The sequence below is a fragment of the Virgibacillus halotolerans genome (assembly GCF_016908515.1).
Lineage (GTDB): Bacteria > Bacillota > Bacilli > Bacillales > Amphibacillaceae > Virgibacillus_M > Virgibacillus_M halotolerans.
This window is the reverse complement of sequence record NZ_JAFBEA010000011.1, coordinates 36516-61834: the sequence shown is the minus strand read 5'-3', so window position 1 is coordinate 61834 and position 25319 is coordinate 36516. Positions and strand designations below refer to the sequence as shown.

Here is a 25319-nt window from a genome sequence, read left to right as displayed (position 1 = left end):
GATGAAATGGGCATTAATTTTAGGCAGCTACTGCGGGCATTTATTTTAGTAGGTTTTGCGGCGCTTTTCATTAAGCTGCATTATACGGGTGATATCGAAAAACTTATTAATCCGAAGTATGATCTTACAAGTAAAATTGCAGCAGGAGCATTTGTTTTCTTGTTTATCATTCAGTTAATGAGAGTGTGGGAAATTAAGCAGAAAACGCATGATTTCTGTTCAGATTGTAGCGATCACAATCATGATTCCGGCTCATTTATAAAAAGGTTCATCGGATATGCAATAATTATTTTCCCTTTGGTTACGGGATTTTTATTAGCTCCAGTAACACTGGATGCGTCAATAGCAGCTAAGAAAAGTACTATTCTAACTCGGGGCGGTCAAAATGAGGATAAGGATATGTATGGAGAGAAAACGATCAAAAAAGAAGCAAATGGGAGTTTAAATTCAACGGCAGACAACAACGATACACAGGTGGAACATCAAACGCCTATGGAAAACAATAATTATTTTTCTGAAAATGAATATGACAAAGCAATGGAAGGTCTTCATGAATCGGATGTTATTCAAATGGATGAAAATATATATGGAGCCTATTATGAAGAAATAGATGCAAATCCAAAAGCGTTCGTCGGTAAGAACTTTAAAATAAATGGATTTGTATACAGGGAGGAAAATTTGGGCCCCAATCAATTGGTCTTGGCAAGATTTTATATGGTGCACTGTGTAGCAGATACAAGTGTAATAGGTTTTCTAAATGAATTTGAAGAAGCTGGAAAGTTTGAAGAAGACACATGGCTTGAAATAGAAGGGACCCTTGATATAACAACTTATAATGGATTCGAACTGCCTGTCATAAAAGTCGATAATTGGACAGTAATAGAGGAGCGGGATGACCCTTATATATATCCGCCACTAATCCAACTGGTAGGAGGATAATGTTTAATAAAATAAAAAAACTGAACGAAAAAAACTAGGGTTTCATTTTATAAAGAATGAATTCTAGTTTTTTCTTTGTCAGTTGGATTTTAAATTAAATCTATGGATATAGAGTTGTTCAATCGGCCATGTTGTAGCTTTAACAAAATAAAATTATAAATCGTAATAATTTCTATTTACAAATCGTAATGATTACGATACAATCTAAGTCGTAATGATTACGATCTAAATGGAAAGGGAGTAGAGAATGAAATTTATAAAACCGTTCGCAATATTATTGTTACTAGTTTTTGTGACTGTAGGCTGTTCTTTCGAAAATAAAGACGCATCTAGTTCTGAACAATCAAAATCAGATTTAACCGTCTATACTACAGTCTATCCACTTCAATACATAGTGGAGGAAATCGGTGGGAGTACGGTTACTGCTCATTCAGTTTATCCACCAGGCGCAGATGGTCATACATATGAACCGACCTCTAAGGAAATGACTGAGTTTGCGAAAAGTGATGCATTTATTTATATAGGGGAAGGAATGGAGGGATTCGCTGAAAGTGTCTCTGGTGCATTGGATTCGCAAGATGTGAAATTAATAGAAATCGGAAAACATGAGGATCTTTTCCATCATGAACATGCCAGTCATGATCATGACGGACATGACCATAAACATGAAGGGAATGATCATGACGAGGATGAGGAACAAGCAATTTCACTCAAAGGGTTAGCTGATCACTACCATACAGGGGATACAATTGAGCTTACTGCAAAACATAATGATGATTCCGATTATGATCATTGGCACTGGTTTACACTAGAACCAGATTCAAAGGAGTGGGAAAAGGTAGAAGATCAAAATGTAGATACTTATGAAGGGGAAGCTACTATTTCAGAACAACAAATAAAAGCTGAGCTATATGATGCCAATCATGAACTAGTTGCCGAATCAAATCCGGTAACAATAACAATTGATGATCACGAACATGAGGATAACCACGATCACGATTCACATGAACATGGAGATGACCACGATCATGATGGGCACGACCATGAACATGGAGATGACCACGATCATGATGAACATGACCACGACCACGACGGAGATGAGGACCAAGCAATTTCACTCAGAGGATTAGCTGGTCATTACCATACGGGGGATACAATTGAGCTTACTGCAAAACATAATGAAGACGCTGATTATGATCATTGGCACTGGTTTACACTTGATCCGGACTCAAAGGAATGGGAAAAGGTAGAAGATCAAAATGTAGATACTTATGAAGGGGAAGCTACTATTTCAGAACAACAAATAAAAGCTGAGCTATATGATGACAATCATGAACGAGTTGCCGAATCAAATCCAGTAACAATAACAATTGATGATCATGAAGATCATGATCCGCATATTTGGACTGATCCATTACGAGTCATTAAAGTTGCGAAAATATTGAAGGAGGAGTTAATTGAATTAAATCCTGATGAAGAAGCTCTTTACAATGAAAATTTTGATGCATTAAAAAGCAAATTAACAAAATTGGATAAGAGATACAAGGATCTCCTTGATACGAAAGAAAATAAATATATTATAGTTCCACATGCAGCTTTTGGTTATTGGGAAGAACGATACGGTATCGAGCAAATTCCAATAAGCGGTTTATCTTCTACTGAGGAGCCATCACAAAAGGCATTAACTGAAGTTATAAAAGCTGCTGAAAAGCACAATTTAGATTATGTTCTGTACGAACAAAACAGCAAGAACCGTCTTTCTGACATTATTCAAGAACAGATTGATGCGGAGGCTGTAATGATTCACAACTTAGAAGTAAGAACAGAAGAGAATATTGAAAATGGGAAAGACTATATTGAACTAATGGATGATAACTTAAAAGTGCTTGATAAAATAACAGATTAATAATGTTAATATTTCCTCAAAACTAAACACTTTACTTTGGGGAAATATTTAATAATAAGAAATAAAATATTCATCTTTTTAAATAAGGATGTTAATAACTTAGGGTCAACGCAATGTCTAATTCTGTCATTTATTAAGAAAATATTCATTTTTCTTAAATCGTAATCATTACGGAGGTGGAGCTACTTTGGCTAATTTATTACTTAGGAATAAAATAATAGGAATCGGAATTGCTGTTATTGTAATTATATTAATGACAGCTTGTCAGCAAAACGAAGAAACATCGACAGCGGATGAGACAGTTGTCGTGCGTTCAGATGATATGGAAGAAATATCTTTTACAGATAGCATGGACAGGGAAGTAGTGCTTGATGGTCAACCAGAAAGGATTGTTGTCTTAGCACCCGAATTTTTAAAATTGATTTATGACTTGGATGGAGAAGCGGTTGGGAGAATGTCAACAAGCGGCATACCTGTTCCAAAGAAAGCAGAGGATTTGCCTGAATTGGGAACGGTGAATCAAATAAATACGGAAGAACTGGTGGCTCTCTCTCCAGACCTTGTCATTGGAGCACCAAATTTCCATGCTGATTTGGAAGGGATTATGGAGAGCAGTGATATTCCCTTTGCGTTATTAGACATGCGCTCTTTCGATGATGTAAAGAAAATGGCAACGCTTATGGGGGAAATATTAGATAAAGAAGAGCTTGCAACCAAGAAACTGCAAGAAACGGAAGAGCAGATGCAAGAAGTACAAGACAAGCTGCCAAGTGACGTGGATCCGTCTATAGTGGTTTTAAATATTACAGCGAAAAGTGTTTCTGTCCAAAGAGCCAATACGACTGCGCTGGAGATTGGGGATTTACTCCATGTAAATAATATCGGAAAAGATATGGAAGCCGGCCCTAAATCTCAAACCTCAGCACCATATAGTCTAGAGACAATTGCCGAACAGCAGCCAGATTATATCTTAATGACTATACATGGTAGTGAAGAAGCTGGAAAGGAAATAATAGAAGAGGATTTGGAAGGAAATCCTGCGTGGGGTTCACTAAAAGCTGTACAAGAGGGAAATGTCCATATTATACCTTCCGAAAAATATCTATCTAATCCAGGCTTTGATTATGCTGATACGATGCAGGATATGGCAGAAATGGTGTACCCAGAAGTGTTTGGGAATGAGTAAAAAAGAAGCATTAAGAGATAGAGCCGGATGGAAAGGATTTATTGTTGCTGTTTTTGTTATTTTACTAGTAATTTCGACGATCTTTAGTATTCAATTCGGCGCGGTTAATATTCCATTAAAAGATATTTGGGCAGCTTTAACCGGAGATATTCAGAGCGATTTTCAGAATATTATTTGGAATATCCGGATTCCACGTACGTTTGTTGCTATCTTAGTAGGCGCTAACCTAGCAGTAGCCGGAGTATTGCTGCAAGGAATTATGAAAAATCCGCTGGCTGATCCGTATATTATTGGTGTGTCCAGCGGGGCAGGCTTAGCGGGGATGATTGTATTAATACTTTATCCACATTTACCCCATATACTGACTCCGGTTGCTTTTATCGGCGCAACCATCGTCGCATTTACGGTATATGGGTTAGCATGGGAAAAAGGGATTGCGCCAACACGGATTATTCTGGCCGGTGTAGCTGTTTCGGCATTTCTAGGGTCTGGTATATCTGCCTTGATGGTATTTTATAGTGATAGAGTTCAAGGGACCATTGATTTTATGGTAGGCGGCTTAAGTGCAAGAAGCTGGCCTCAGGTGGAAGTGATTCTGCCTTATTCTATTCTTGGTATTCTTTTCGCCATGATCGGTATCCGAAAAATGAATTTGTTAATGCTTGGTGACCGGACAGCCAAGAGTCTTGGAGCCCGGGTCGAGTGGATTCGTTTTTCCATGACGGCTGTGGCAACACTGTTAGCAGCCAGTGCAGTTAGTGTTGTTGGCTTACTTGGATTTGTGGGTTTAATTGTTCCTCATACTGCGAGATTAATAGTTGGTAATGATTACCGTGTGCTCCTGCCTGTCTCCATTTTTTTGGGAGCGGCGATTTTGACTGCCTCTGATACAGTGGGGCGGATTGTTTTTGCTCCTATTGAAATACCAGTTGGTGTCATTATGGGAGCATTGGGAGCGCCATTCTTTTTATATTTATTAAGGAGGAAAATGGTATGACTGTTTTACAAGCAGCTTCTATTTCTCAATCCTTTTCTGATAAACAGGTACTGAACAAAATAGATTTGAGGTTAGATGAAGGTCGAATTTACAGCATTATCGGCCCGAACGGTTCGGGGAAAAGCACATTATTGCATGCACTTTCCCGCCAACTAAAGCCAGACGCGGGTGATGTCTATTGGAAAGAACATAATCTTTATCAGCTTGCTCCAAAAAAAGTAGCACAGGAACTGGCGTTGCTTGCTCAAGTGAATGATTTAATGGATTTAACAGTTGAGCAGTTGATTGCATATGGACGGACGCCACATAAATCGATGTTTCAAAGGCTGGACGAAGATGATCAGGAAATTATTGATGAAGCTATCCACCTCACCAAATTAGACTCTCTAAGAAAGCGGAATGTTTCTCACCTGTCTGGTGGGGAGAGACAAAGAGCATGGATAGCTCTTTGTTTGGCTCAGCAGCCGAAAGTATTCTTTTTGGATGAGCCAACAACGTACTTAGATATTTCACATCAATTGGATGTACTGGAAATTGTATCGCGATTGAAAGAAACAAGGGATGTAACAGTTGTCATGGTTTTACATGACCTCAATCATGCGGCAACATATTCTGATGAAGTGATTGTAGTCAGAGAAGGACATATTTATGGGCAAGGAATTCCCAAAGAAGTGATGAACCAAGAGATGTTTAAAGAAGTCTTCCATGTACAGTCGGATATTTATGAAGATGAGCATGATGATTTGTTGCGTATTGTAATGAAACCACTCAAAAAGTAACTAATTACCAGTTATTTTTTGAGAGAAAGAAGGGCAAATGTGTGAGAAATTATCCTTTTACAGCAATTGTAGGACAGGAAAAAATGAAGAAAGCGCTGATTATAAATGGAATTAATCCCAAAATCGGAGGCGTATTGATCCAGGGGGAAAAAGGGACTGCGAAGTCAACTGCTGTAAGAGCATTGGCTGATGTTCTGCCTGATACATTTGTAGTCAATCTTCCGGTCAGTGCCACAGAAGACCGTGTTGTAGGGACATTGGATATGGAGCATATTCTAAAAACAGGAGAAAAGAAGCTGGAGGCAGGAATACTAGCAAAAGCGGATGAGAATATTCTGTATGTGGATGAGGTGAATCTTTTAGAAGATCACTTGGTTGATATTCTTCTAGATACAGCAGCGATGGGGGTTAACCGAATTGAGAGGGAAGGAGTATCTTATGAGCATCCGTCCCGATTTGTATTAGTGGGGACAATGAATCCGGAAGAAGGTACCCTTCGTCCACAGCTGCTCGACCGTTTTGGTTTATGTGTTGATATAGAAAGCGAGAAAAATATAGAGGATCGTATGGAGGTTGTTCGGCGCCGTTTAGATTTTGAACGCGATCAGGGACAGTTTGAGAAAAGGTATGAACAGGATCAAATGGAGCTCAAGCAGCAGATACAGCGTGCTCAAGTATTTTTTCCATCTGTGGAGATCAATGACGATTTGATTGGTGCCGTGGCTGATTTATCCATTAAACTCGGTATTGAAAGTCATCGGGCTGATATAACGGTTATTACTGCGGCTCAAACATTAGCAGCATGGAAACAGCGTACGATGGTGCAACTGGAGGATATTTATGAAGCGGCAGAACTTGCCTTGCCGCACCGGTTATTGCAGGATCCAATGAAAGGAAATCCTTTGCATCAGGAGTTGGCAAGGCTATTAAATAACAGGGTTGTAGATAATTAATGAATGGTTTGATTGGTCAAATGAAAGCAAAACGTGGTATTGCAGCCGCACTTATAAATCCATATTTGGATCGAGTATGTATTGTCGGAGTAGGAGGAACAGGGAAAACGACTTTGCTGGAAGCTGTTTTTCCGTACTTTCCAAAAAAGGATATCGTTATCGTTCCTGCTCATGTTGCGACGGAAAAGTTATTGGGAGAAAAAGAGATTGCATTGTTTTCGCAAAACAGGAAGAACCCAGGCAGTCACAGCCTCCTATATCAAGCAAAGGTGGTTATCACGGATCAATTCGCCCTTATGTCAGAAAGCAATCAACGTTTGCTTGTACAATTGCTGAAAAACAAGGAAATTCAACTTTATCAGGACGCCGATTTTTACAGCTATCCTCTTATGGCGAAATGGTTTTATTGTCTTGATCAGGAAATGCAAGACAAATCGATGTTAAAACATGCAAAATTATGTGCCCGTTTAGTTCCCGTTTTTAATGTATCAGAGCGTAGAGATATTCTATTGACTCCGGACGATCAAGAGCACGAATATAGAAAGGAAGAAATAGAGCAAGCTAAACAGAGACTGCCCTCTGTTCAAGTTTCTAAGGACACGCTGCGGCTGGCAGTTGAGGTCGTCCTCCGTTCAGGCTGCAAAAATCAGGAAGCCGATGTAGATTTAATCGAAACGGCCCGTGCGTTAGCGGCTTTAGATTCGGATGAGTCTGTACAGCCCAAACATATCGAGGAAGCTGCGGGGTATGCAGTGTCCCATAGAATGGGAGAACAGCAGGAATCTTCACTATCTAAGGAATCAGAGTCACCGGCGAATGAGGAGACTTCTAAAAATAACTTGGAGGATAAGCGTCTTTCATCCTCTGACAAAGAAACAGTGCTAGCAGATAAAGGCAGGCAAAATCATGAAACTCCTGGCGAGCCCTTGCCGGATGAGGAACCGCCTAATAGTGAGACCATTGCTGAAGACCTTGAAGATGAAGTGGAACAGATTATTACATCACTGAAAGTACAGTCTGAATTGCTCTATTCAAAGCGAAATATTAATCCACACACGATTAAGGGGAAACATCAGGAGGGCACTTCTGCAAGCGGCAATGGACGGGCGATTCGGGCGGTGGGCAGACCAACAGAGGCAATTTCCTTATATCATACGTTAACAGCCGCAGCTCCATTTATGAAGGTTCGCGTGCCGCGAGAGGGTATGGCGCTGGTAATTGAAAAAGAGGATATACGCTATAAATTAAAGGAGAAACAGCAGGGATTTACGATTCTCTTTTTAGTTGATGCTAGCCGTTCTATTGCAGCAAAAAGACAAATGAGCGTTGTCAAAGGGGCCATTATGGAATTATTGCGTCAGGCATATCAAAAAAGAGACCGTATCGGCTTGGTTTCTTTTCGTAAGACGGGAGCAGACGTAGTATTGCCTTTTACGAATAAGTTTGCAGAGGCAAAGAGAAAACTTGGAGAGATACCTACTGGTGGAAAAACACCTCTGGCAGCCGGGCTGGAAAAAGCGTTAATCCTGTGTGAAAAAGAAAGGCGCATCCATAAACAGGCTGCACCTTATATTGTTATTTTGACCGATGGAAATGCTAATGAAACTTTGAAACCCGGTGGTACAGCAGCTCAAGCAAGGAGCGAAGCCTATCAAATAGCAAGAAGACTTGCGCGAGAACAGCTTCCTGTGACAGTAATTGATACCCAAAGCGAAAGAAACACATTTGGTTTGGCTGAAGAACTGACAGCCGCATTAGATGGAGAGTACATCTCACTCGATGTTTTAACAGACAAAAATATTGCCAAAACAGTGCAAAGCAGACTTCATCCATAAGCAGGGCACAGATAAAGTGAACTACCTATCTTTGCAAATAAAATGACTGGATTGGCTATCGGCCGGAAGTACGTACAGGAAAACAATAAAAATCTTGACGGATATCAAGAAGGGGGAGAAAAACAGTGCATATTATTTTTGCGACTGCTTCATCTGGAACATTGGCTGATGCAGCGAAAGCGCATGAGAAGGTAAGTGAAGTCTATCCGAATATAAAGCTATCTTTATTTTTGACCGAAGAATCGTTAAGTGCAGAACAATGGACACGATTTGAACACGTATGTCAAACAGCTAATCTATTTATCTATGATCCACACGGAGTTAAGAATGCTGTGGTCATGAAAATGGCAGAGATATGCAAAACGTATGAATGTGATCAAATATCGTTGATGGTTAACGGATCGAAGTGGGAGAGGCTTATTAGTTTTGCCGCATTACGAGGGGAAGATATTCAAATTAAGCCACCATCAGGAGAACTTACCCTATCTGATAAATCAAAAGAGTTGAACCAGACGGAGCGGAAATTGAAGGAATGTGCGATAGAAAATTATGAGCAGATAAAAAGCTATTGGCATGCTTCCAGTATTGTGAATTGGAAGGAACTCATGTATTTTGCGGCAAATCTTTATGGAGATCCGGATGTTCCTGTAGCAAAAGCCCCTAGTTATGCAGAGAAAACAGGGATTATCGATCCTGGCACTGGTCAATATTACAGCAGTGCAGATGTATTCTTACAAGAGTCCAAACAGGATCTACCAAAATCAAAGATTGTTTTTTTCTACATTGCTTCCCAAGCAAGAGTAAAGTCCGCAGATGTGATTGCTGAGCTTATCGAACGTTTAAGACCAGTTGCTTCGGTTATTCCCATCGGTTTAACAAGTATTATGAAGATTGACTTGGAAAGTCTGGACCGAATATTTGCTGGAATGCTGGATGATATACAACTCATTGTGAATTTTGTCGGTTTTCGTCTTGGATCTGGACCAATAGGAGGAGACAGAGAAGATGTGACAGATTGGCTGGAGAAGCTGAATATTCCTATGCTTCATCCATTCTTTCTGACACGCACCACTTTAACAGAATGGGAAAAAGCTAAAGGACTTTCTCCAGTAGAAGCCATGGTGAACGTTGTTTTGCCAGAGCTGGATGGTGCTGTTGAGACCTATCCCATTGCCGCGATCCAATCAGCAGGTTTTGATAAAGCATATCAATTTGAGAAAAAAGAGCTTGTTCTTATGGAAGAGCGGGTCGATTATTTTATGAATCGTATCGAGCGCTGGCTGGAATTGCGTAAAACGAAGAACAGCCAAAAGCGGGTTGCGCTTATTGGATATAATTATCCGCCGGGGGAAGGGAATTTGTTTGGCGGTTCCTTTTTAGATACGTTCCGTTCCATTTCCGCCTTATTAAATAAATTAGCTGATGAAGGATATCAGGCAGAACGAATGACTGAAGAAGAATTGGAAAGGCAATTTCGACAGCGTCAGTTATTTAACGAAACAAGCTGGGGTGTAGATGAGGACTTGCACCAAAGATTACGATATCCTGTTCAAAAAGCAAAAGCGGACTGGAGCCATAATTTAGATTGGGAACGTCTGAAGAGCTATTGGGGGGATTATTCTGGAGAAATAATGACAGATGGAGAGGATTTTTTTATCCCCGGAATTATCAATGGTAATATTTTCATAGGATTACAGCCAAGCAGAAATGGAGCAGATCAAGATTCATCAGCGAATTACCACGATCAATCTATTCCGCCACATTATCAATATCTAGCTTTTTATACATGGTTGGAGAAAGAATTTGAGTCAGATGCCGTTGTGCATATTGGTACGCATGGAACACTGGAATATTTGCCTGGAAAAGAAAACGGCATGTCTTCCCAATGTTATCCTGATCAATTGATACAGTCATTGCCGCATTTTTATTTTTATTATATCGGCAATTCTTCTGAGGCAATGCTTGCGAAGCGACGGACACACGCTGTACTAAGCAGTTACCAGGCGCCGCCTTTTAGAGATGGGGGATTGTATGGTGATTATGAAGAATTGGAACGTCTATTGCATGAATATCGTGAAGCTGAACAGCTTGATCCATTGCGCTGTGAAGGGATTTTTAAAGAAATACAGGAAATAGCAGATGAAAATGGTTATTCCCATCAGCAATTGGGTGATATAGAGCAAGACCTGCAGCGGATGCAATATTCCTTAATTCCGTATGGGCTACATATCATTGGCGAAGGAATGAAGCATGAAGATGCGATTCGTCATGTGGTATATACACTGCGAAAAGAGTATAAAGGGAGTACCTTAAAGCAGCTGGTATCTCAATTAAGACCAGCGCTGCAAGGGAAAGATGCAGCGTTGGAAAAAGAAGCAGCTGACTTATTGAAAGCATATGTGGAATCCAAGTGTTTACCTGATACTCAGGAAAACACTCTTGCAGAAGCATTTGCTGATATTTTAGCATATGGGGAAAGTATTTATCATCGGGTGAGAAAAACGGAAGAGCTTTCTTCTATTATCAAAGCATTAAACGGAGGCTATCTCCCAGCTAAATTAGCGGGGAATATATATAGAAATCCAGAGTCCTTGCCGACTGGATCTAATGTCTATCAATTTGATCCACGATCTGTGCCAAGCCCTTCTGCCGTTACCAGGGGTGCGGAGATAGCTAAAGCAACCATTGCACAATTTCAAGAAGCCAATGGGAAAATTCCTCATACTGTAGCTTGTGTGCTCTGGGGTATTGAAACATCGAGAACGCAGGGAGAGACTATTGGACAAATTTTAGAATATGTAGGGGCAAAAGCAGTGAAACATTCAGAAGCAACAAGCACAATATTTGAACCTATTCCTATTGCTGAGCTGGGAAGACCAAGAATAAATGTTGCAATCAGTATGTCTGGGGTATTCCGGGATTTATTCCCGAATGTCATCGATGCATTGAATGACTTGTTTGAAAAACTTGCACTTGCGGATGAGCAGGAAGAAGATAATTATTTTAAGGCTTTTACATTGGAGGTACAGGAGCATCTGTTGAACGAAGGGTATACAGAAGCGGACGCATTTGACTTAGCCGCATCACGGATATTCGGACCAGCTTCGGGTGAGTATGGGACAGGGATTAATCATATGATTGAAGATGGTAACTGGATGGATGAAGAAGAACTTGGAGAAATGTACAAACATCATGCCCAACATGTCTATAGTAAATTGAGAAGAGGAGAAAGTTTTCCTGACTTATATGATATCAATATGGAAGCAACAGATATCGTTTCCCAACTACGGGCTAGCCATGAATATGAAATTACGGATATTGATGACTATTATAATTTCTTTGGCGGATTGGCGAAGTCGATTGAAAAAGTAAAAGGAGAACATGTCGAGATTTATATAACGGATACGACACAGCAAACAACACATACTGAAGATGTAAAGCATGCAATTAATCGGGGAGTTAGAACACGTCTGACGAACCCGAAATGGATAGAAGGTCTGCTTGAACACCCCTATCATGGTGTACAGCAGATGGCAAAGCATACCGAAAATTTGCTTGGCTTGGCTGCAACAACAAACAAAGTAGAGAATTGGATATTCTCCCATGTCCATGATACGTATGTAGGAGATGAAGCATTACAGGAAAAAATTCGTCAGGCAAACCCCCATGCATATCACCATTTACTGGACACATTGGTGGAAGTATCAGAACGTGGATATTGGAAACCTTCCGAAGTAGAATGGCAGAATGTAAAAGAAGCATTTTTAGAATCGGAAGCCTCGATGGAATGAATTATATTAATAGTAGAGAAGCTTTCATTTTGGGAAGCTTCTAATTTTTTTATTATAAATCGTAATCATTACTATTTACATCTCAGGCTAGGTGGTTTATAATGATTCTAATTCGTAATGATTACGATATGTAGTGCGAAGAAGTAGAAAAATTAGTTAACCTCGGAAGGAGTATGTTAAGAATGGCTAAAAAGTCAAAAATAGCTAAAGAGAAAAAACGCCAGCAAATGGTTGCACATTATGCAGAACTAAGAAGGGAACTAAAAGCAAAAGGTGATTACGAGGCACTTCGCAAATTGCCACGGGATTCTTCACCAACACGTTTGAAAAATCGTTGTGAGGTTACAGGCAGACCACGCGGCTATATGCGCAAATTTAATATGTCCCGTATTGCTTTTAGAGAATATGCGCATAAAGGGCAAGTACCTGGCGTGAAAAAATCCAGCTGGTAATAAGATCAGCTGAAAATGTATAAGTAGCATGACATCATATGCTGCCTTTGTATTTTTAGGTGAAAAATTAAATAAACCATGAAAGAAAACAAAATGCTTCCATCGGTGTTTGGCGTAAAAGCTGTTTTTTCTTTCGTGGATAAGGAGGAAAAGCATTGTCACAAGAAATACCCATTCCAGTAACTATTTTAACTGGTTTCTTAGGTGCCGGGAAAACAACATTGTTAAATAAATTGCTACATGATATGTCAGATCAGAAGGTTGCTGTTATCATCAATGAGTTTGGTGATACATCCATTGACGGTCAGCTGGTGATACCGACGCGGGAAGAAATCATTGAAATAAACAGCGGCTGTATTTGCTGTAATGTGCGCGGTGATTTGATCAACATATTAGATAATTTAATGAAACAGGAGGAAAGATTGGACCGGGTTGTAATTGAGACAACAGGCATGGCTAATCCTGCTCCGGTTATTCAAACTTTTTTGATGGACGAGCAAACCGCAGAGGCCTTTGAAATCGACAGTGTGATTACGATGGTTGATGCGAAGCATATAGGACAGCATCTGCAGGAGGAAGAACCGGTGCAGCAGATTGCATTTGCTGATATTTTGCTTATAAATAAGCTAGATCTAATTACAGAAAATGAGAAAAATGAGCTGGAAAAGCAGCTGATTCAAATGAATCCAAATGCGAAGCGATTCTATACTGCTTATGGAAATATTGATACCAAGGATTTGATAGGAAATAGATCTTTTGAGCTGGATCATGTATTAAACATTGATCCTAAGCTACTAGAGGAAACACATCATCACCATCATAATCATCAAGTGACATCTTTTGTATTCCGGGAAGATCGTCCGCTCGATTTAGATAAAGTGAATAAATGGTTTGCCTATTTAGTCCGTATAAAAGGAGAAAGTCTCTATCGTTACAAGGGTGTTCTTTTTATGAAGCAGCTTGAGAAAAAAGTTGTGTTTCAAGGAGTACATATGCTGTTTGCTGGTACAGAGGGCGATGCATGGGCGGATGACGAAAAACAGCAAAGTGAGGTCGTATTTATTGGAAAGCATCTTGACCATAAAGAATTGGAAAAAGGCTTTCAATATTGCCTTGCTTAATTTTTTTTGAGTTATAAATCGTAATTGTTTTGATTTAGGAGGGTAACTGTGAAAAAAATATATGATGTCATTATTGTAGGAGCTGGTCCTTCAGGAATCGGAGTTGCATCTATACTGAAGCAAATGAATGCATCCTGTCTGATTTTAGAAAAAGAGGAAATTGGGGCTTCCTTTTTATGTTGGCCAGAGGAAATGAGATTTATCACCCCTTCTTTTCCGGCGCAAGGATTTGGTCAGACGGATTTAAATGCCGTTGTTCCAAAAACTTCCCCAGCCTATACACTTGATATGGAACATCCCACTGGAGAGGCTTATGCGAAATACCTGAATGTAGTGGCAGAGCATTTTGCCATTCCGATTAAAAAGGGTGTTCAAGTAAAGGGGATAAATAAAAAGGGGTCTGTTTTTTCACTGGATACATCCGAAGGTCTTTATCAGAGCCGTTACGTGGTCTGGGCTGGCGGACAGTACCAATATCCAAATTTGACACCTTTTCCTGGCGCAGACTTTGCCATCCACAATAGTCTGGTTTCATCCTGGCAAGAGCTGGATGGAGATGAATTTATCGTTATTGGTGGATATGAAAGTGGCATGGATGCTGCCTATCAATTAGGAAAGCTTGGTAAAAAGGTTACTGTCATCGCCAAGACGAATACATGGGAACTGGATAATAGTGATCCAAGTATTGCTTTGTCAGTCTATACCTATCATCGGGTGCGTCATTTATTTGATTCGGATTTATTAAATGTTGTGGGGAATACAGCAGTAACCAAGATTGAAGAAAATGCTTCTGGATATGATGTGTATACAAATGATGGGGAAGTATATTTTACCTCTGAAAGACCAATCTTAGCAACAGGTTTTAAGGGAAGTACAACGCTAATCGAAAACTTAATCACACGTGGTAAGCATGATGAAGTGCTAGTTAATGAGGAAGATGAATCGGTTGCGACTCCTGGTCTGTTTTTAGCAGGACCGGAACTGCGGCATGATAGTCATGTTTTTTGTTATATTTATAAATTCCGCCAGCGCTATGCAGTTATAGCTGAAACAATCGGCCGTCATTTAAATTTAGATTTATCTATTTTAGAAATGTATAAACAAGAAAACTTTTATTTAGATGACCTTTCAATGTGCGGAGAAATGTGCCAATGTTAGATTACAGCCAGGCTTCTTCTCCTAGTCAAACAGAGGTGTTATTGATTGGATTTGAGTCAGTCGGGAAATCAGGTTTGTTTCGTGAATTAACTGGTGAAAAAAGTGCATTAGCAAGAAATATAAAAGGATCAACCATATCTGCTTTGGAAGCTTCCTGTAAATTAAATCCACATATCCAATTAACAGATCTACCCGGACTTCAATTGGACGTAGATAGCAAAAGCACACAGCTTACTTTGGATCATTTGCAGGAGGAAAAGACGATTCTCTTCGTAGTGAAAGCGACCAATCTAAAAGAAGAATTGACAGAGTTGTATGCAGGATTGAATTTGAAAGGGAAAAGAGTTGCGATTGCGGCAACACATAGTGATAAACATTTGCCATCCCAAGCTGAACAAAATCGGGTACGAGAATTACTGCAGGTGCCGGTAGTCTGGATTAATACAAGAGTGATGGATGAAAAGGCACAGAAGAAAGTTATCACATGTATTGGGGAGGCCAAGGTTTGGGGGGCTGCCAAAAGCATTCTCAACTTTCTCCCTTCCTCTTTCCATGCCGTTAATCAATTAATTCCAATATTTCGCTTGCCGATAGCAGGTCCAATGCTGGCTTGTTTATTTATTTTTGCCATGTTTGCCCTTCCCGTATTTGGTGCTTATTTATTTGTTAGCTGGATGGAGCCGATAACAGAGCAATATGTGCTCGAGCCTATTGGTTCATGGATGGATCAGGCTCCTATTTTTCTGGCTGAAGTATTAGTAGGCGATTACGGGTTAATCACGTTAGGTTCTTATTCGTTTCTATGGGCTTTTCCGGTTGTTCTTTTAATAAGCATTACTACAATCTTAACGGAAGAAATTGGTATACAGGAACACGTAACAAATGCGCTGGATCCATGGCTTCGTAAAATTGGTTTAACAGGAAGGGATTTACTGCCTGTCATCACTGGATTCGGCTGCAATGTTGTAGCGGTATTTCAAAGTAGAAGCTGCAGCAGCTGTACCCGAATATCCTGTGTTTCACTGATTTCATTCGGTTCAGCATGCAGTTATCAAATAGGAGCTACGCTGTCTCTATTTAATGCAGCCCATGCGCCACTTTTATTTATTCCTTATTTATTTATCTTATTTGTTGTGGGAGCGATTCACACAAGAATTTGGAACCGGGATAAAGTGAATGAATTGACACGTATCGCTCCGCTACCTTATATACAAAAGATAAACTGGCAGGCTTTTTGGTGGAAAGTTGCCGGATCTATTAAACAATTTTTACTGCAGGCGATGCCTATTTTCCTGTTGATATGTCTGATTGCATCTGTGCTTCATAGCCTAAATGTATTATCCATTTTCAGCTGGCTTGCCATGCCGGTATTATATTTGTTTTCCCTGCCTGCAGAGGCAGCGCCAGGTCTGATCTTTTCTTTTATCAGAAAGGATGGTTTGCTCGTCTTAAATGAAGGGCAGGGCAGTCTGCTAATTGACATGTCACTCAGTCAAATTTTTATTCTGGTTTATTTGGCTTCCACACTTTCTGCCTGTTTGGTGACCTTATTTACGATTGGCAGGGAACTTGGCTGGAAGACCTCTTTGTCGATAGGCGGAAAGCAAATGTTGACAAGTGTTGTTAGTGCAGCATTTCTAGCTGCTGGTTTATATTTTTTAGGATGAAAAAGGAGTGTAAATAGATGATTTTATCCGGACAAACGATAAAACAGTGCATATATGACAACCAGTTGTCCATAACTCCGTTTCAAGAATTAAGCATACAGCCAGCCTCTGTTGATTTGCGTCTGGGGAAGGATTTTTTAGTTGTTGATGACATATCTACCCCTTATTTATCCATTGACAAGCCGGCAAATTATCAGGAAATAGAGATAGCAGAAAAGGGAACCATAACGATTCCGCCTCAAACGTTTATGTTGGGAACCACATTAGAACAAATCGGTTTACCGGATCATTTAACTGCCTTTGTGGAAGGAAGAAGTTCTATAGGAAGACTTGGTGTCTTTATTCAAAATGCCGGCTGGATTGATCCGGGCTTTTCTGGACAAATTACCTTGGAATTGTTTAATGCAAATCGTGTGCCTGTGAGACTGCAAGCTGGTATGCGTGTATGCCAGCTGGTTATCGCAGCGCTGGATCAGGAAACAGAGGGATATAGCGGGAAGTATTTGTTTCAAAAAGGGACTACGCCCAGTCGTGTATATATGGACCAGGAAAGAAAGGTGGAAGAAGAATGAGTAAGAAAATTCCAGTGACTGTTTTGAGCGGATTTTTAGGAGCGGGAAAAACATCGTTGCTTAATCATCTACTTCAAAATCAGCAAGGGTTGAAAATAGCGATTATCGTCAACGATATGAGCGAAATTAATGTAGATGCAAAATTGATAAAGGAAGGAGGCTTTGTCAGAACGGAAGAAAATATGGTGGAGATGACAAATGGTTGCATATGCTGCACATTAAGGGAAGACTTAATCATAGAGTTAGAAAAATTAGCTAAGCTCGACATTGATTATGTGTTAATTGAGTCAAGCGGCATATCTGAACCAATTCCGGTTGCTCAAAGTTTTGTATACGCCGATGGAGAATTAGGAATTGATTTAAATACTTTTTTCCAGCTTGATACGATGGTAACTGTGATAGATGGGCATCAGTTTTGGAAGGATTATCAATCGGAGGATTTGTTGATGGACCGGGAACTGCATGTTTCCGATGATGATGAAAGAGGGATTGTTGACTTATTGATTGATCAGATTGAATTTGCTAATGTTATTGTTTTAAATAAAATAGATAAGCTGTCTGACGACGATATAGCTTCATTAAAAGTTTTATTTTATAAATTAAATCCGGAAGCAAAATTCATTCCAGTAAAATATGGACAAGTTGATCCATTACAGGTGCTTAATACCGAGCAATTTGATTTTGAAATGGCAAGTCAGGGAGCAGGCTGGATAAAAGAGTTAAATGAAGAGCATATACCAGAAACTGAAGAATATGGCATTAGTTCTTTTGTTTATAGGAGCAGAAAGCCATTTCATCCAGAGCGATTTCAGCAATGGCTGGAGCATTGGCCAAAAGAAATACTTCGGGCAAAAGGCTTCTTCTGGTTAGTCACAAGAAATGATGTAGCGGGATTCTTGTCTCAGGCTGGCTCCATGATGACGCTGGAAGGGGCAGGTAGATGGTTGGCGAGCTATTCCGAAGTGGAACAAGAGGCGTTAAAAGTACAAGATCCAACTTTGTTTGAAGACTGGGATGAACAGGCTGGAGATAGGATGACAGAGCTTGTCTTTATTGGTGCTAATATGGATAAGGAAAATATTATATATTTATTGAATAGATGTTTAGTGACGGAAGAAGAAAAGAAAAAACCAATTTTTTCTTTTGATGACTCGTTACCAGCATTCTTGATAGGATAAATCATCTTGAAGGCTGTTCCAAACAGAAATGGACTGCGAACGTTAAGTCATTCAAGAATCCCACCCGGTTGCCGCAAGGTGTAGTACTTGCGGCTTTAGCCATGGGAATCTCAAATGTATCGTGCAAGTTAAAATTTAGGGTACTACTAAAAGCATTGTCAGTTTTCTCTCTTCATCATCTAATACCGTTAATCAATTAATACCGATATACCATTTGCTAGTAATAGGTCCAATGTACAACAATTATTGAAGAAATTGATAAAAACAGTTGCTGCTAACTAGTAGTAAAGGAAGCATTAACATGATGCTTTCTATTTTCTTACATATACGGAAGTATTCTAATCGTTTAACAGCAATGTGATAAGTAATCGTATTATCCGTTAATCTTCCTCTTCGGCATTTACTTTTTCGGCATCCCAGTAAAATTCACTAAAAACATCTGCTAGAGCATCTGCTGAACGGTGCAACTCATCAAAATTATTGTCCACACCACCAATTTCAAAAAGTAGGGCAGTATCCAATAAATCCTGATTGTATACTCCATTTGCACCAGCACCCCCGCGTTTAATAACCCCCCGGCTTAATCCGGGGTACTCTTTCTCAAGCAATTTATGCAAATCGGTAGCAAGTGCCAGGTTTGTTTGATTATCCGTGTTATCATCACCAATAACAATCATAATTTTCGCGAATTTTTTTCCATCTATCTCAGTTGTTGTTTTATCCCCGGAAAGGGAATCTCGATGGATATCAAATGCATATTGGATATCCTTATTATCTTGAAATACTTCTTCCACGACACTTCGTGATGCATCATAGGATTTTGCATACCCCCAACCTTTTTCGTTTAGGATCGGCATGAAATCAGTGTGATCAACACTTGTACCAATTCCATTTGCTTTCAGTGATTTTGCTAGCCGGTCACTCACTTTTGTCACATTTATTTTATCGTGCATGGCAGAATCTTTATCTGTAACCCCCGGTAAACTCGGCAAAAAAGATTCCCGATTATGTGTATTATAAATAAAAACCACATCCCGTTTGCCGGTAGTACGCTTGTCCTGATTACCCTTTTCAGTCGAATCGTCAGCCTCTTCCGGCTCATCGAAAACTGCTTCGCGATCCTCTAAAATTTTTTCTAGGGGTGGTGATGATTCAACAGGTAACGTCGTATAATCGGTACCTTCACCCGCTACAATGATCTTCGTATCAAAAGTGGAAAAACCAGGCAGCTCATTCCCTAACAAACTTCTGAAATCGTTTGGTCGAATGTTTGTCGCCAAATCAAAAATGGTGGAAGATAACTTCGGTAACTTTCTATCTTTCGGATAGGCTTGGAGAAATGCCTTGTTTTCCATTCCCATCAAATAGAGAAAAATGGAACTATCAATTTCACTTGTCCATTCGGTGATGGCATGGGAAGAAAAGCGATATGCCGGCGAAACGGTTGTTAAAATACCGGTGAAAATAAACAAGATAATCACACACGATATATATATAATGCCTTTTTGATAAATGCGGTTGAGTGGGCGTCTTTTTTTGTTATATTGGTCTGTATTACGATTCATAATCCCATCCTTTCTGAACGATACGCCATTGGTAAAATCTATGTCGTAACGTAAGAAACTATACCAAATCTTTTAGCTTAAAAGAAAAAAGATAGATATACTAGAGCCTTAATTATTTCGAATGGGAAGCTAAACTTTGGCTCCTCGCTGATTGGAATTGCGTGTAAAGAAAAAGATAGCATCATAGTCGGTTTGACACGGAGCCTTGGCGGGAATGATTCACAAACTTAACCAGTTAAAATTGAAGTATTGGATAACAAACCTAGTAATGTTTATGACAATAAAGCTGTTCCGAAAAATAGACTGAGGCTAGATAGAAAGTTATGGATAAAAAAACTGTATTCATGAAATTCGGGGAATTTAATCCTACCAGTCTGTCACGAGAAATTTTTTCTACTGAACGACATTAGGATAAGTCAACATCGATTCGCTTGCAGAAGAATGCCGACTAACTGCGATCTAGTCAATATAGGCATACCCCCATGAAGAGACATGTTTCCTTTATCTTATTGGATCCGTCCAATTCGTACGATGACTGCAGTCTGCCTACCTTATAAATCGGTGCTAGCGTTTTTGTTCTTTCGTATATATGAAATAAACGTTTCTAACAGTTGTTTTTTTCCATTGCTTTTATTGGATATTGCTTCAAAATGAATTTCATCATTAAAAGGATAACCAATTGGAATCGCAACAATGGATTGTGTTTTAAGATAAGGATCATTTTTAAGCATTAAGTCGGAAACAATACTAATACCTAGACCCGCTGAGACTGAGCGAAATAGGACACTGGGGTTTTTGGTATTAAACAAGGTATTTAGTGGTCCGTTACTTTCTTCAAACTTTTCAATGTTGACAGTATAAAATTCACGATCAAATAAAATAAATGGATAATTTCGAATGTCTTCGAGACTAATTGATTCATGAAAAGAGAGCTTGGAATTACTCGCTACAATTGCTTTAAAACCACTAGACAAAAATAAAGAATGGATTTCTAGGGCGGTGTCTAATTTGTGATGATCCATTAAAGAGAATAGTCCAATATCAACTTTTTGTTTTTGTACGAGATGAAAAATTTCATCATTTTCCGCTTCGATAACACGCACTTCAATTTGGGGGTTATCTTTTTTGAATCTCGAAAGTGCCTGTGGAAGAACTGTCATGAATAAAGTTGAAGTTGTGGCAATTGTAAGTTCTCCGCTCAATTTAGTGGATAAAGCATTGGCGGTTTGTATTAACTTGGATTCGGATTCGAGAATTTCTAATATAATTGGTATTAGCTTTTTACCATTTTCAGTGGGGAAGGTGCCGCTTCTTGAACGATGGAAAAGCTTATGTTTCATTTCATCTTCTAAGTTTGCAATCGATTGACTTAATGCAGATTGGCTGATATATAGTGCTTCCGCTGCATGTGTTATGGAACGGTATTCTAATACGGCCTTGATATAATGTAACTGTTCAAAGTTCAATATGATCACTCCCTTGTATAAGTTTTGCTAATGTAAACATCACTTATTTTAATTATACAACAGTATTATTAATAGATATACTAGTAACATACTGCTGTTTTAAGGAAGTGTGTATCTTGTCAGAGAAACTTTGGACAAAGGATTTTATGTTAATTACATTGGTGAATTTTCTAATGTATATCATTCATTATTCATTAATTGTTACCATTACATTGTTCACAATTGAAGAATATCAGGCAAATGAAGGGATGGGCGGTCTAGCTGCTGGAATATTTATTATTGGGATGTTAGTTGGTCGATTATATTCTGGTAAATATATAGATCAATGGCAGCCTAAATATATTTTACTAATAGGTCTTGTTGCCTCCGTTTTAACAATATCATTATATTTCACCATACAAAGTTTAGCGATATTATTAATCGTTCGTTTTTTACATGGCATTGCTTTTGGTATTTCATCTACCTCGACTGGAGCGATTGCGTCAAAAATTGTTCCAGAGCATCGTAAAGGAGAAGGAATTGGGTACTATGCATTAAGTACAACAGTGGCGTCTGCAATCGGACCATTTGTAGGTATTTTAATTAATCAACAACTTGGATTTGAAATGAACTTTACTTTCTGTCTAGCAACCATTTTGGTGGCTTTTTTAATTGGGTTCACAATTAAAAAAATCAAAGTAGTTCCTATATCAAAACAAGAAGCGCAGCAGTCAGTAAGTGGTGTAAACAAGTACTTGCAAAAAGAAGCTTTACCAATATCCTTTGTCGCTATATTTGTAGGGGTTGCTTATGCAAGTGTACTTTCATTTCTAACAGCCTACGCACAAACAATTAATCTTGTCTATTTTGCAAGCTTTTTCTTTATTGTTTATGCAGTAAGTACGTTGGTTTCACGTCCATTTACAGGAAAGATATTTGACCGCTTCGGCGAAAATAAAGTGATGTATCCATCCTTTCTGTGCTTTATGATTGGATTAGCTTTATTAGCAACAGCAACGAATGGGTTCTTGCTTTTGTTATCCGCTATTTTTATCGGACTAGGATATGGAACATTAATACCAAGTTCTCAAGCTATTGCTGTGAAATCATCACCAATAGAAAAAATTGGGCTTGCAACATCAACGTTCTATATGTTTGCAGACTTAGGCGCAGGTTTTGCTCCATTCCTTCTTGGTATGTTGATTCCATTATTAGGATACCGAAATTTGTATTGGTCGATGGCTCTTTTAGTTATAGCTGTTTCCATTTTATATTATTTTCTACACGGCAAAAATGCACATCAAGAACGAAAAGCGAATCATGAAAGTATGACGAAATAAAGTGAGTTCAGGAATATCCTCTGATAAATTAAATGGAAACAGATTTTAACCAAATCATACAAATGATTACGGTGAGTATTATATTGATGGCGATGAACAAAGGAAATGCATCATTGCAAAAACGTTAAAAGAATTGCTTGAACATTATCCGAGCATTTACTTTTATTTATACAAATAAAAAGGCTAGTTAACTAGCCTTTTTAAATAGCTATTGTGGGGTTCATAATACTATTAATTACGCAAAAAATTCTCCGTATAAAATGGCTGGTTGTTGTCATTAAAATCAACACCAATTCCTAATTTGGTGAAGCTATTGTGTAATATATTCTCACGATGTCCCAGTGAATTCATTAATCCTTGGTGAGCGAAAACACTGCTAAATTGCCCGTATGCGAGGTTTTCTCCTGCACTTGTAAAAGCAACTTTGTCTTCTTCCATTCGGTCAAAAGGGGACTGACCTCTTAAATTCGTATGACTAAAGAATTGATTTTCTGCCATGTCACTACTGTGTTTTCTAGCAGTCTCCCTTACATTTTCGTCCCACTTCAAGACAGGGAGGTCGTGATTTACACGGGTAGCATTCGTTAAGTCGAATAATTGATACTCAAAACCAGCTTTTAATGCTTCACTACCAGGAGTATAAAGGGTGTCTTTCTCGGCTTCTAGGTCCTCATCCATTAACTGAATAGCTGTAACCTCATCACCTTCATGAATATCGTAAAAGATCGTTACATTGTCCCCATCTATTTGGTAAACATCGTATTCTCCTTCACTATTGATTTGATAATTAAACCAGCCATTCAGCCATTGCGAATCATTTCTTCCGGTTCTTCCAACGCATCGTTTACAACAGCTTTTGTGTCTCCCAATGCGATATCAAACTGTGAAGAAAGCAAATCTTGATTTGTGAATAGTCCACGAACAACTTCTTGTTCATCATACGCAACCATCATAAAGTTTTGGTAGTTTTCATGGTAAGTTGACCAATCTACACCATATTCATTTTCACTTTCACGCATCGGTTCTCCATACATCTCTTCTACATCATCTTTCATATCACCCAATTCCACATTCCCAATGGAAAATGATTGTTCATCTGGCGTTGTTAGTTCAGGCTTTTCTACCTGTTCTTGCTCTGGCTTTTGCTCTTTTTCTTGTACAGTATCGATAATGGAAGAAAAAAGAGATGTAGCTTCATCGTTCACTTGCTCAAAACCAAAGCCAATGTCACTATCTATTCTCTCAGTAGTAAATTCTTTAGCAGAATGAAAAGTATCGCTAACGGCTTCAGGAATAAATTCACGAACGGAATCCTCCCAAAATGGTTTTGTCCAAAATGCTAACAATATGATTAACAGCATTAAAAACAATCGCTTTAAAATATCTATCCCAACCTTTTACTTTTGGTATTGCTTCATTATATCAAAAAGGAATCCTGTTCAGGAAACAATTTACCTCCATTCATTTTGATTATGTTTTTCAATATGATATCGGATTTGATCTAAAAATTCACTTGCTGCTGTAGAGAATACTTGATGTTTTTTCCAGATTATATTTAATCCTGCATGTAATTTAGGACCCAGAGGTTTAAAGCAAAGTTTGCTGTCCCCCGATGTGTTGATCAGTTTATCTATGCACAAAGCATATCCAAGCCCCGCCTCAACCATGTGGGCGGCATTATAAAGCAAGTTATACGTTCCGGTAATATTGAGATTCTTAATGTCCTGTCCAAACCATCCGGATAGCTCATTATCGACGGTTGTTTGACGAGAAATGATTAAAAGTTTATCTATTAAATCCGCTGGTTGAATCGATGGTTTATGCGCCAAAGGACTATCTTTGCGCATTAATACACCCCAAACATCTTTCGCTAGTAACTGCATGTAATCATATTTTTGTTTATCTGTTGGTTCGATGACAATACCAAAGTCCAATAATCCACTGTCCAATTTATCTGTAATGTCGTCAGCATTTCCACTGTATAAATGAAATTGAATGGCTGGATGGTCCTTCAGTAAACCTTTTAACGTTTCAGCGATAAAATGCATTGCTTCGGTTTCACCGCCACCGATGTATATTTCTCCACTAATTATTTCTGTTGGCTGATTAAAATTTGCTTCTGTCTTGTCGACTAACTCCACGATTTCTTTCGCCTTTGTTAGTAAAAACATCCCTTCTTCTGTTAAAATAATTTTCCGATTTCCTCTGGTGAACAAAGTGGTGTCCAATTCTGCTTCCAAGTCACTTAATTGTCTCGATAATGTGGGTTGGGATATATGTAAATGTTTTGCTGCCGCTGAAATATTTTGTTGGTTCGCGACGGCAATGAAGTAACGTAATAATCGAATCTCCATAAAAACCCTCCTATGCCTATTATGCATACTAAAGTATTTGATATAGGTATTTGATATCTGAATCATATCATCTTATGATGT

20 protein-coding genes are annotated in these 25319 nt (G+C 38.9%); 15 read left to right on the top strand and 5 right to left on the bottom strand.

The window, feature by feature from the left end; genetic code table 11:
- Positions 1 to 6 precede the first annotated feature (6 nt).
- The 14 genes from JOC34_RS18865 to JOC34_RS18800 all read left to right on the top strand — a co-directional run bounded on the left by JOC34_RS18865 (position 7) and on the right by JOC34_RS18800 (position 18534).
- Complete coding sequence (locus JOC34_RS18865; RefSeq protein ID WP_205138347.1) at positions 7 to 939, top strand: TIGR03943 family putative permease subunit; 933 nt, start codon at positions 7 to 9, stop codon at positions 937 to 939.
- Positions 940 to 1186: 247 nt separating this feature from the next.
- Complete coding sequence (locus JOC34_RS18860) at positions 1187 to 2845, top strand: metal ABC transporter solute-binding protein, Zn/Mn family (RefSeq protein ID WP_205138346.1); 1659 nt, start codon at positions 1187 to 1189, stop codon at positions 2843 to 2845.
- A gap of 187 nt (positions 2846 to 3032) precedes the next feature.
- The gene (locus JOC34_RS18855) at positions 3033 to 4031 is read left to right on the top strand and encodes an ABC transporter substrate-binding protein (RefSeq protein WP_205138345.1); all 999 of its coding nucleotides are present in this window, start codon (positions 3033 to 3035) and stop codon (positions 4029 to 4031) included.
- Entirely contained in the window at positions 4024 to 5028 is a 1005-nt protein-coding gene (locus JOC34_RS18850) for a FecCD family ABC transporter permease (protein ID WP_205138344.1), read from the top strand. The genes JOC34_RS18855 and JOC34_RS18850 overlap by 8 nt, the downstream gene beginning before the upstream one ends.
- A complete protein-coding gene (locus JOC34_RS18845) occupies positions 5025 to 5807 on the top strand; it encodes an ABC transporter ATP-binding protein (protein ID WP_205138343.1) in 783 nt (260 codons plus the stop codon). The genes JOC34_RS18850 and JOC34_RS18845 overlap by 4 nt, the downstream gene beginning before the upstream one ends.
- Before the next feature lie 41 nt (positions 5808 to 5848).
- On the top strand, positions 5849 to 6760 hold the full coding sequence (locus JOC34_RS22135; protein ID WP_338062701.1) for a magnesium chelatase ATPase subunit I: 912 nt from the start codon (positions 5849 to 5851) through the stop codon (positions 6758 to 6760).
- Positions 6760 to 8595 carry a VWA domain-containing protein gene (locus JOC34_RS18835; protein ID WP_205138342.1) on the top strand — a complete coding sequence of 612 codons (1836 nt, stop codon included), beginning with the start codon at positions 6760 to 6762 and terminating at the stop codon, positions 8593 to 8595. The genes JOC34_RS22135 and JOC34_RS18835 overlap by 1 nt, the downstream gene beginning before the upstream one ends.
- 125 nt (positions 8596 to 8720) lie before the next feature.
- Entirely contained in the window at positions 8721 to 12386 is a 3666-nt protein-coding gene (locus JOC34_RS18830) for a cobaltochelatase subunit CobN (RefSeq protein WP_205138341.1), read from the top strand.
- Between the two features lie 182 nt (positions 12387 to 12568).
- Complete coding sequence (rpsN, locus tag JOC34_RS18825) at positions 12569 to 12838, top strand: 30S ribosomal protein S14 (RefSeq protein WP_205138340.1); 270 nt, start codon at positions 12569 to 12571, stop codon at positions 12836 to 12838.
- 155 nt (positions 12839 to 12993) lie between these two features.
- Positions 12994 to 13959: a CobW family GTP-binding protein gene (locus tag JOC34_RS18820; protein ID WP_205138339.1), complete on the top strand. Its 966-nt coding sequence runs from the start codon at positions 12994 to 12996 to the stop codon at positions 13957 to 13959.
- 48 nt (positions 13960 to 14007) lie between these two features.
- Positions 14008 to 15117, top strand: a complete 1110-nt coding sequence (locus JOC34_RS18815) for an NAD(P)-binding domain-containing protein (RefSeq protein WP_205138338.1) — start codon at positions 14008 to 14010, stop codon at positions 15115 to 15117.
- Complete coding sequence (locus JOC34_RS18810) at positions 15111 to 16784, top strand: nucleoside recognition domain-containing protein (RefSeq protein WP_205138337.1); 1674 nt, start codon at positions 15111 to 15113, stop codon at positions 16782 to 16784. The genes JOC34_RS18815 and JOC34_RS18810 overlap by 7 nt, the downstream gene beginning before the upstream one ends.
- A gap of 17 nt (positions 16785 to 16801) precedes the next feature.
- Positions 16802 to 17356, top strand: a complete 555-nt coding sequence (dcd, locus tag JOC34_RS18805; protein ID WP_205138336.1) for a dCTP deaminase — start codon at positions 16802 to 16804, stop codon at positions 17354 to 17356.
- Positions 17353 to 18534: a GTP-binding protein gene (locus JOC34_RS18800; RefSeq protein WP_205138335.1), complete on the top strand. Its 1182-nt coding sequence runs from the start codon at positions 17353 to 17355 to the stop codon at positions 18532 to 18534. The genes dcd and JOC34_RS18800 overlap by 4 nt, the downstream gene beginning before the upstream one ends.
- Before the next feature lie 380 nt (positions 18535 to 18914).
- On the opposite strand, the gene spoIIP is transcribed toward JOC34_RS18800, so the two are convergent.
- The gene (spoIIP, locus tag JOC34_RS18795) at positions 18915 to 20099 is read right to left on the bottom strand and encodes a stage II sporulation protein P (RefSeq protein WP_205138334.1); all 1185 of its coding nucleotides are present in this window, start codon (positions 20097 to 20099) and stop codon (positions 18915 to 18917) included.
- Positions 20100 to 20650: 551 nt separating this feature from the next.
- A complete protein-coding gene (locus JOC34_RS18790; RefSeq protein WP_205138333.1) occupies positions 20651 to 21565 on the bottom strand; it encodes a LysR family transcriptional regulator in 915 nt (304 codons plus the stop codon).
- Positions 21566 to 21681: 116 nt separating this feature from the next.
- Between JOC34_RS18790 and JOC34_RS18785 the strand changes: the two genes are divergently transcribed.
- Positions 21682 to 22884, top strand: coding sequence for an MFS transporter (locus JOC34_RS18785; RefSeq protein ID WP_205138332.1), 1203 nt, complete (start codon positions 21682 to 21684; stop codon positions 22882 to 22884).
- Between the two features lie 231 nt (positions 22885 to 23115).
- Here the strand turns inward: JOC34_RS18785 and JOC34_RS21880 are convergent, their stop codons facing one another.
- The 3 genes from JOC34_RS21880 to JOC34_RS18775 all read right to left on the bottom strand — a co-directional run bounded on the left by JOC34_RS21880 (position 23116) and on the right by JOC34_RS18775 (position 25238).
- The gene (locus JOC34_RS21880; RefSeq protein ID WP_239544598.1) at positions 23116 to 23562 is read right to left on the bottom strand and encodes a CAP domain-containing protein; all 447 of its coding nucleotides are present in this window, start codon (positions 23560 to 23562) and stop codon (positions 23116 to 23118) included.
- A 122-nt stretch (positions 23563 to 23684) separates the two neighbouring features.
- Complete coding sequence (locus tag JOC34_RS22050; protein ID WP_275577720.1) at positions 23685 to 24245, bottom strand: CAP-associated domain-containing protein; 561 nt, start codon at positions 24243 to 24245, stop codon at positions 23685 to 23687.
- A gap of 90 nt (positions 24246 to 24335) precedes the next feature.
- On the bottom strand, positions 24336 to 25238 hold the full coding sequence (locus tag JOC34_RS18775; protein WP_205138331.1) for a LysR family transcriptional regulator: 903 nt from the start codon (positions 25236 to 25238) through the stop codon (positions 24336 to 24338).
- Positions 25239 to 25319: the final 81 nt, after the last annotated feature.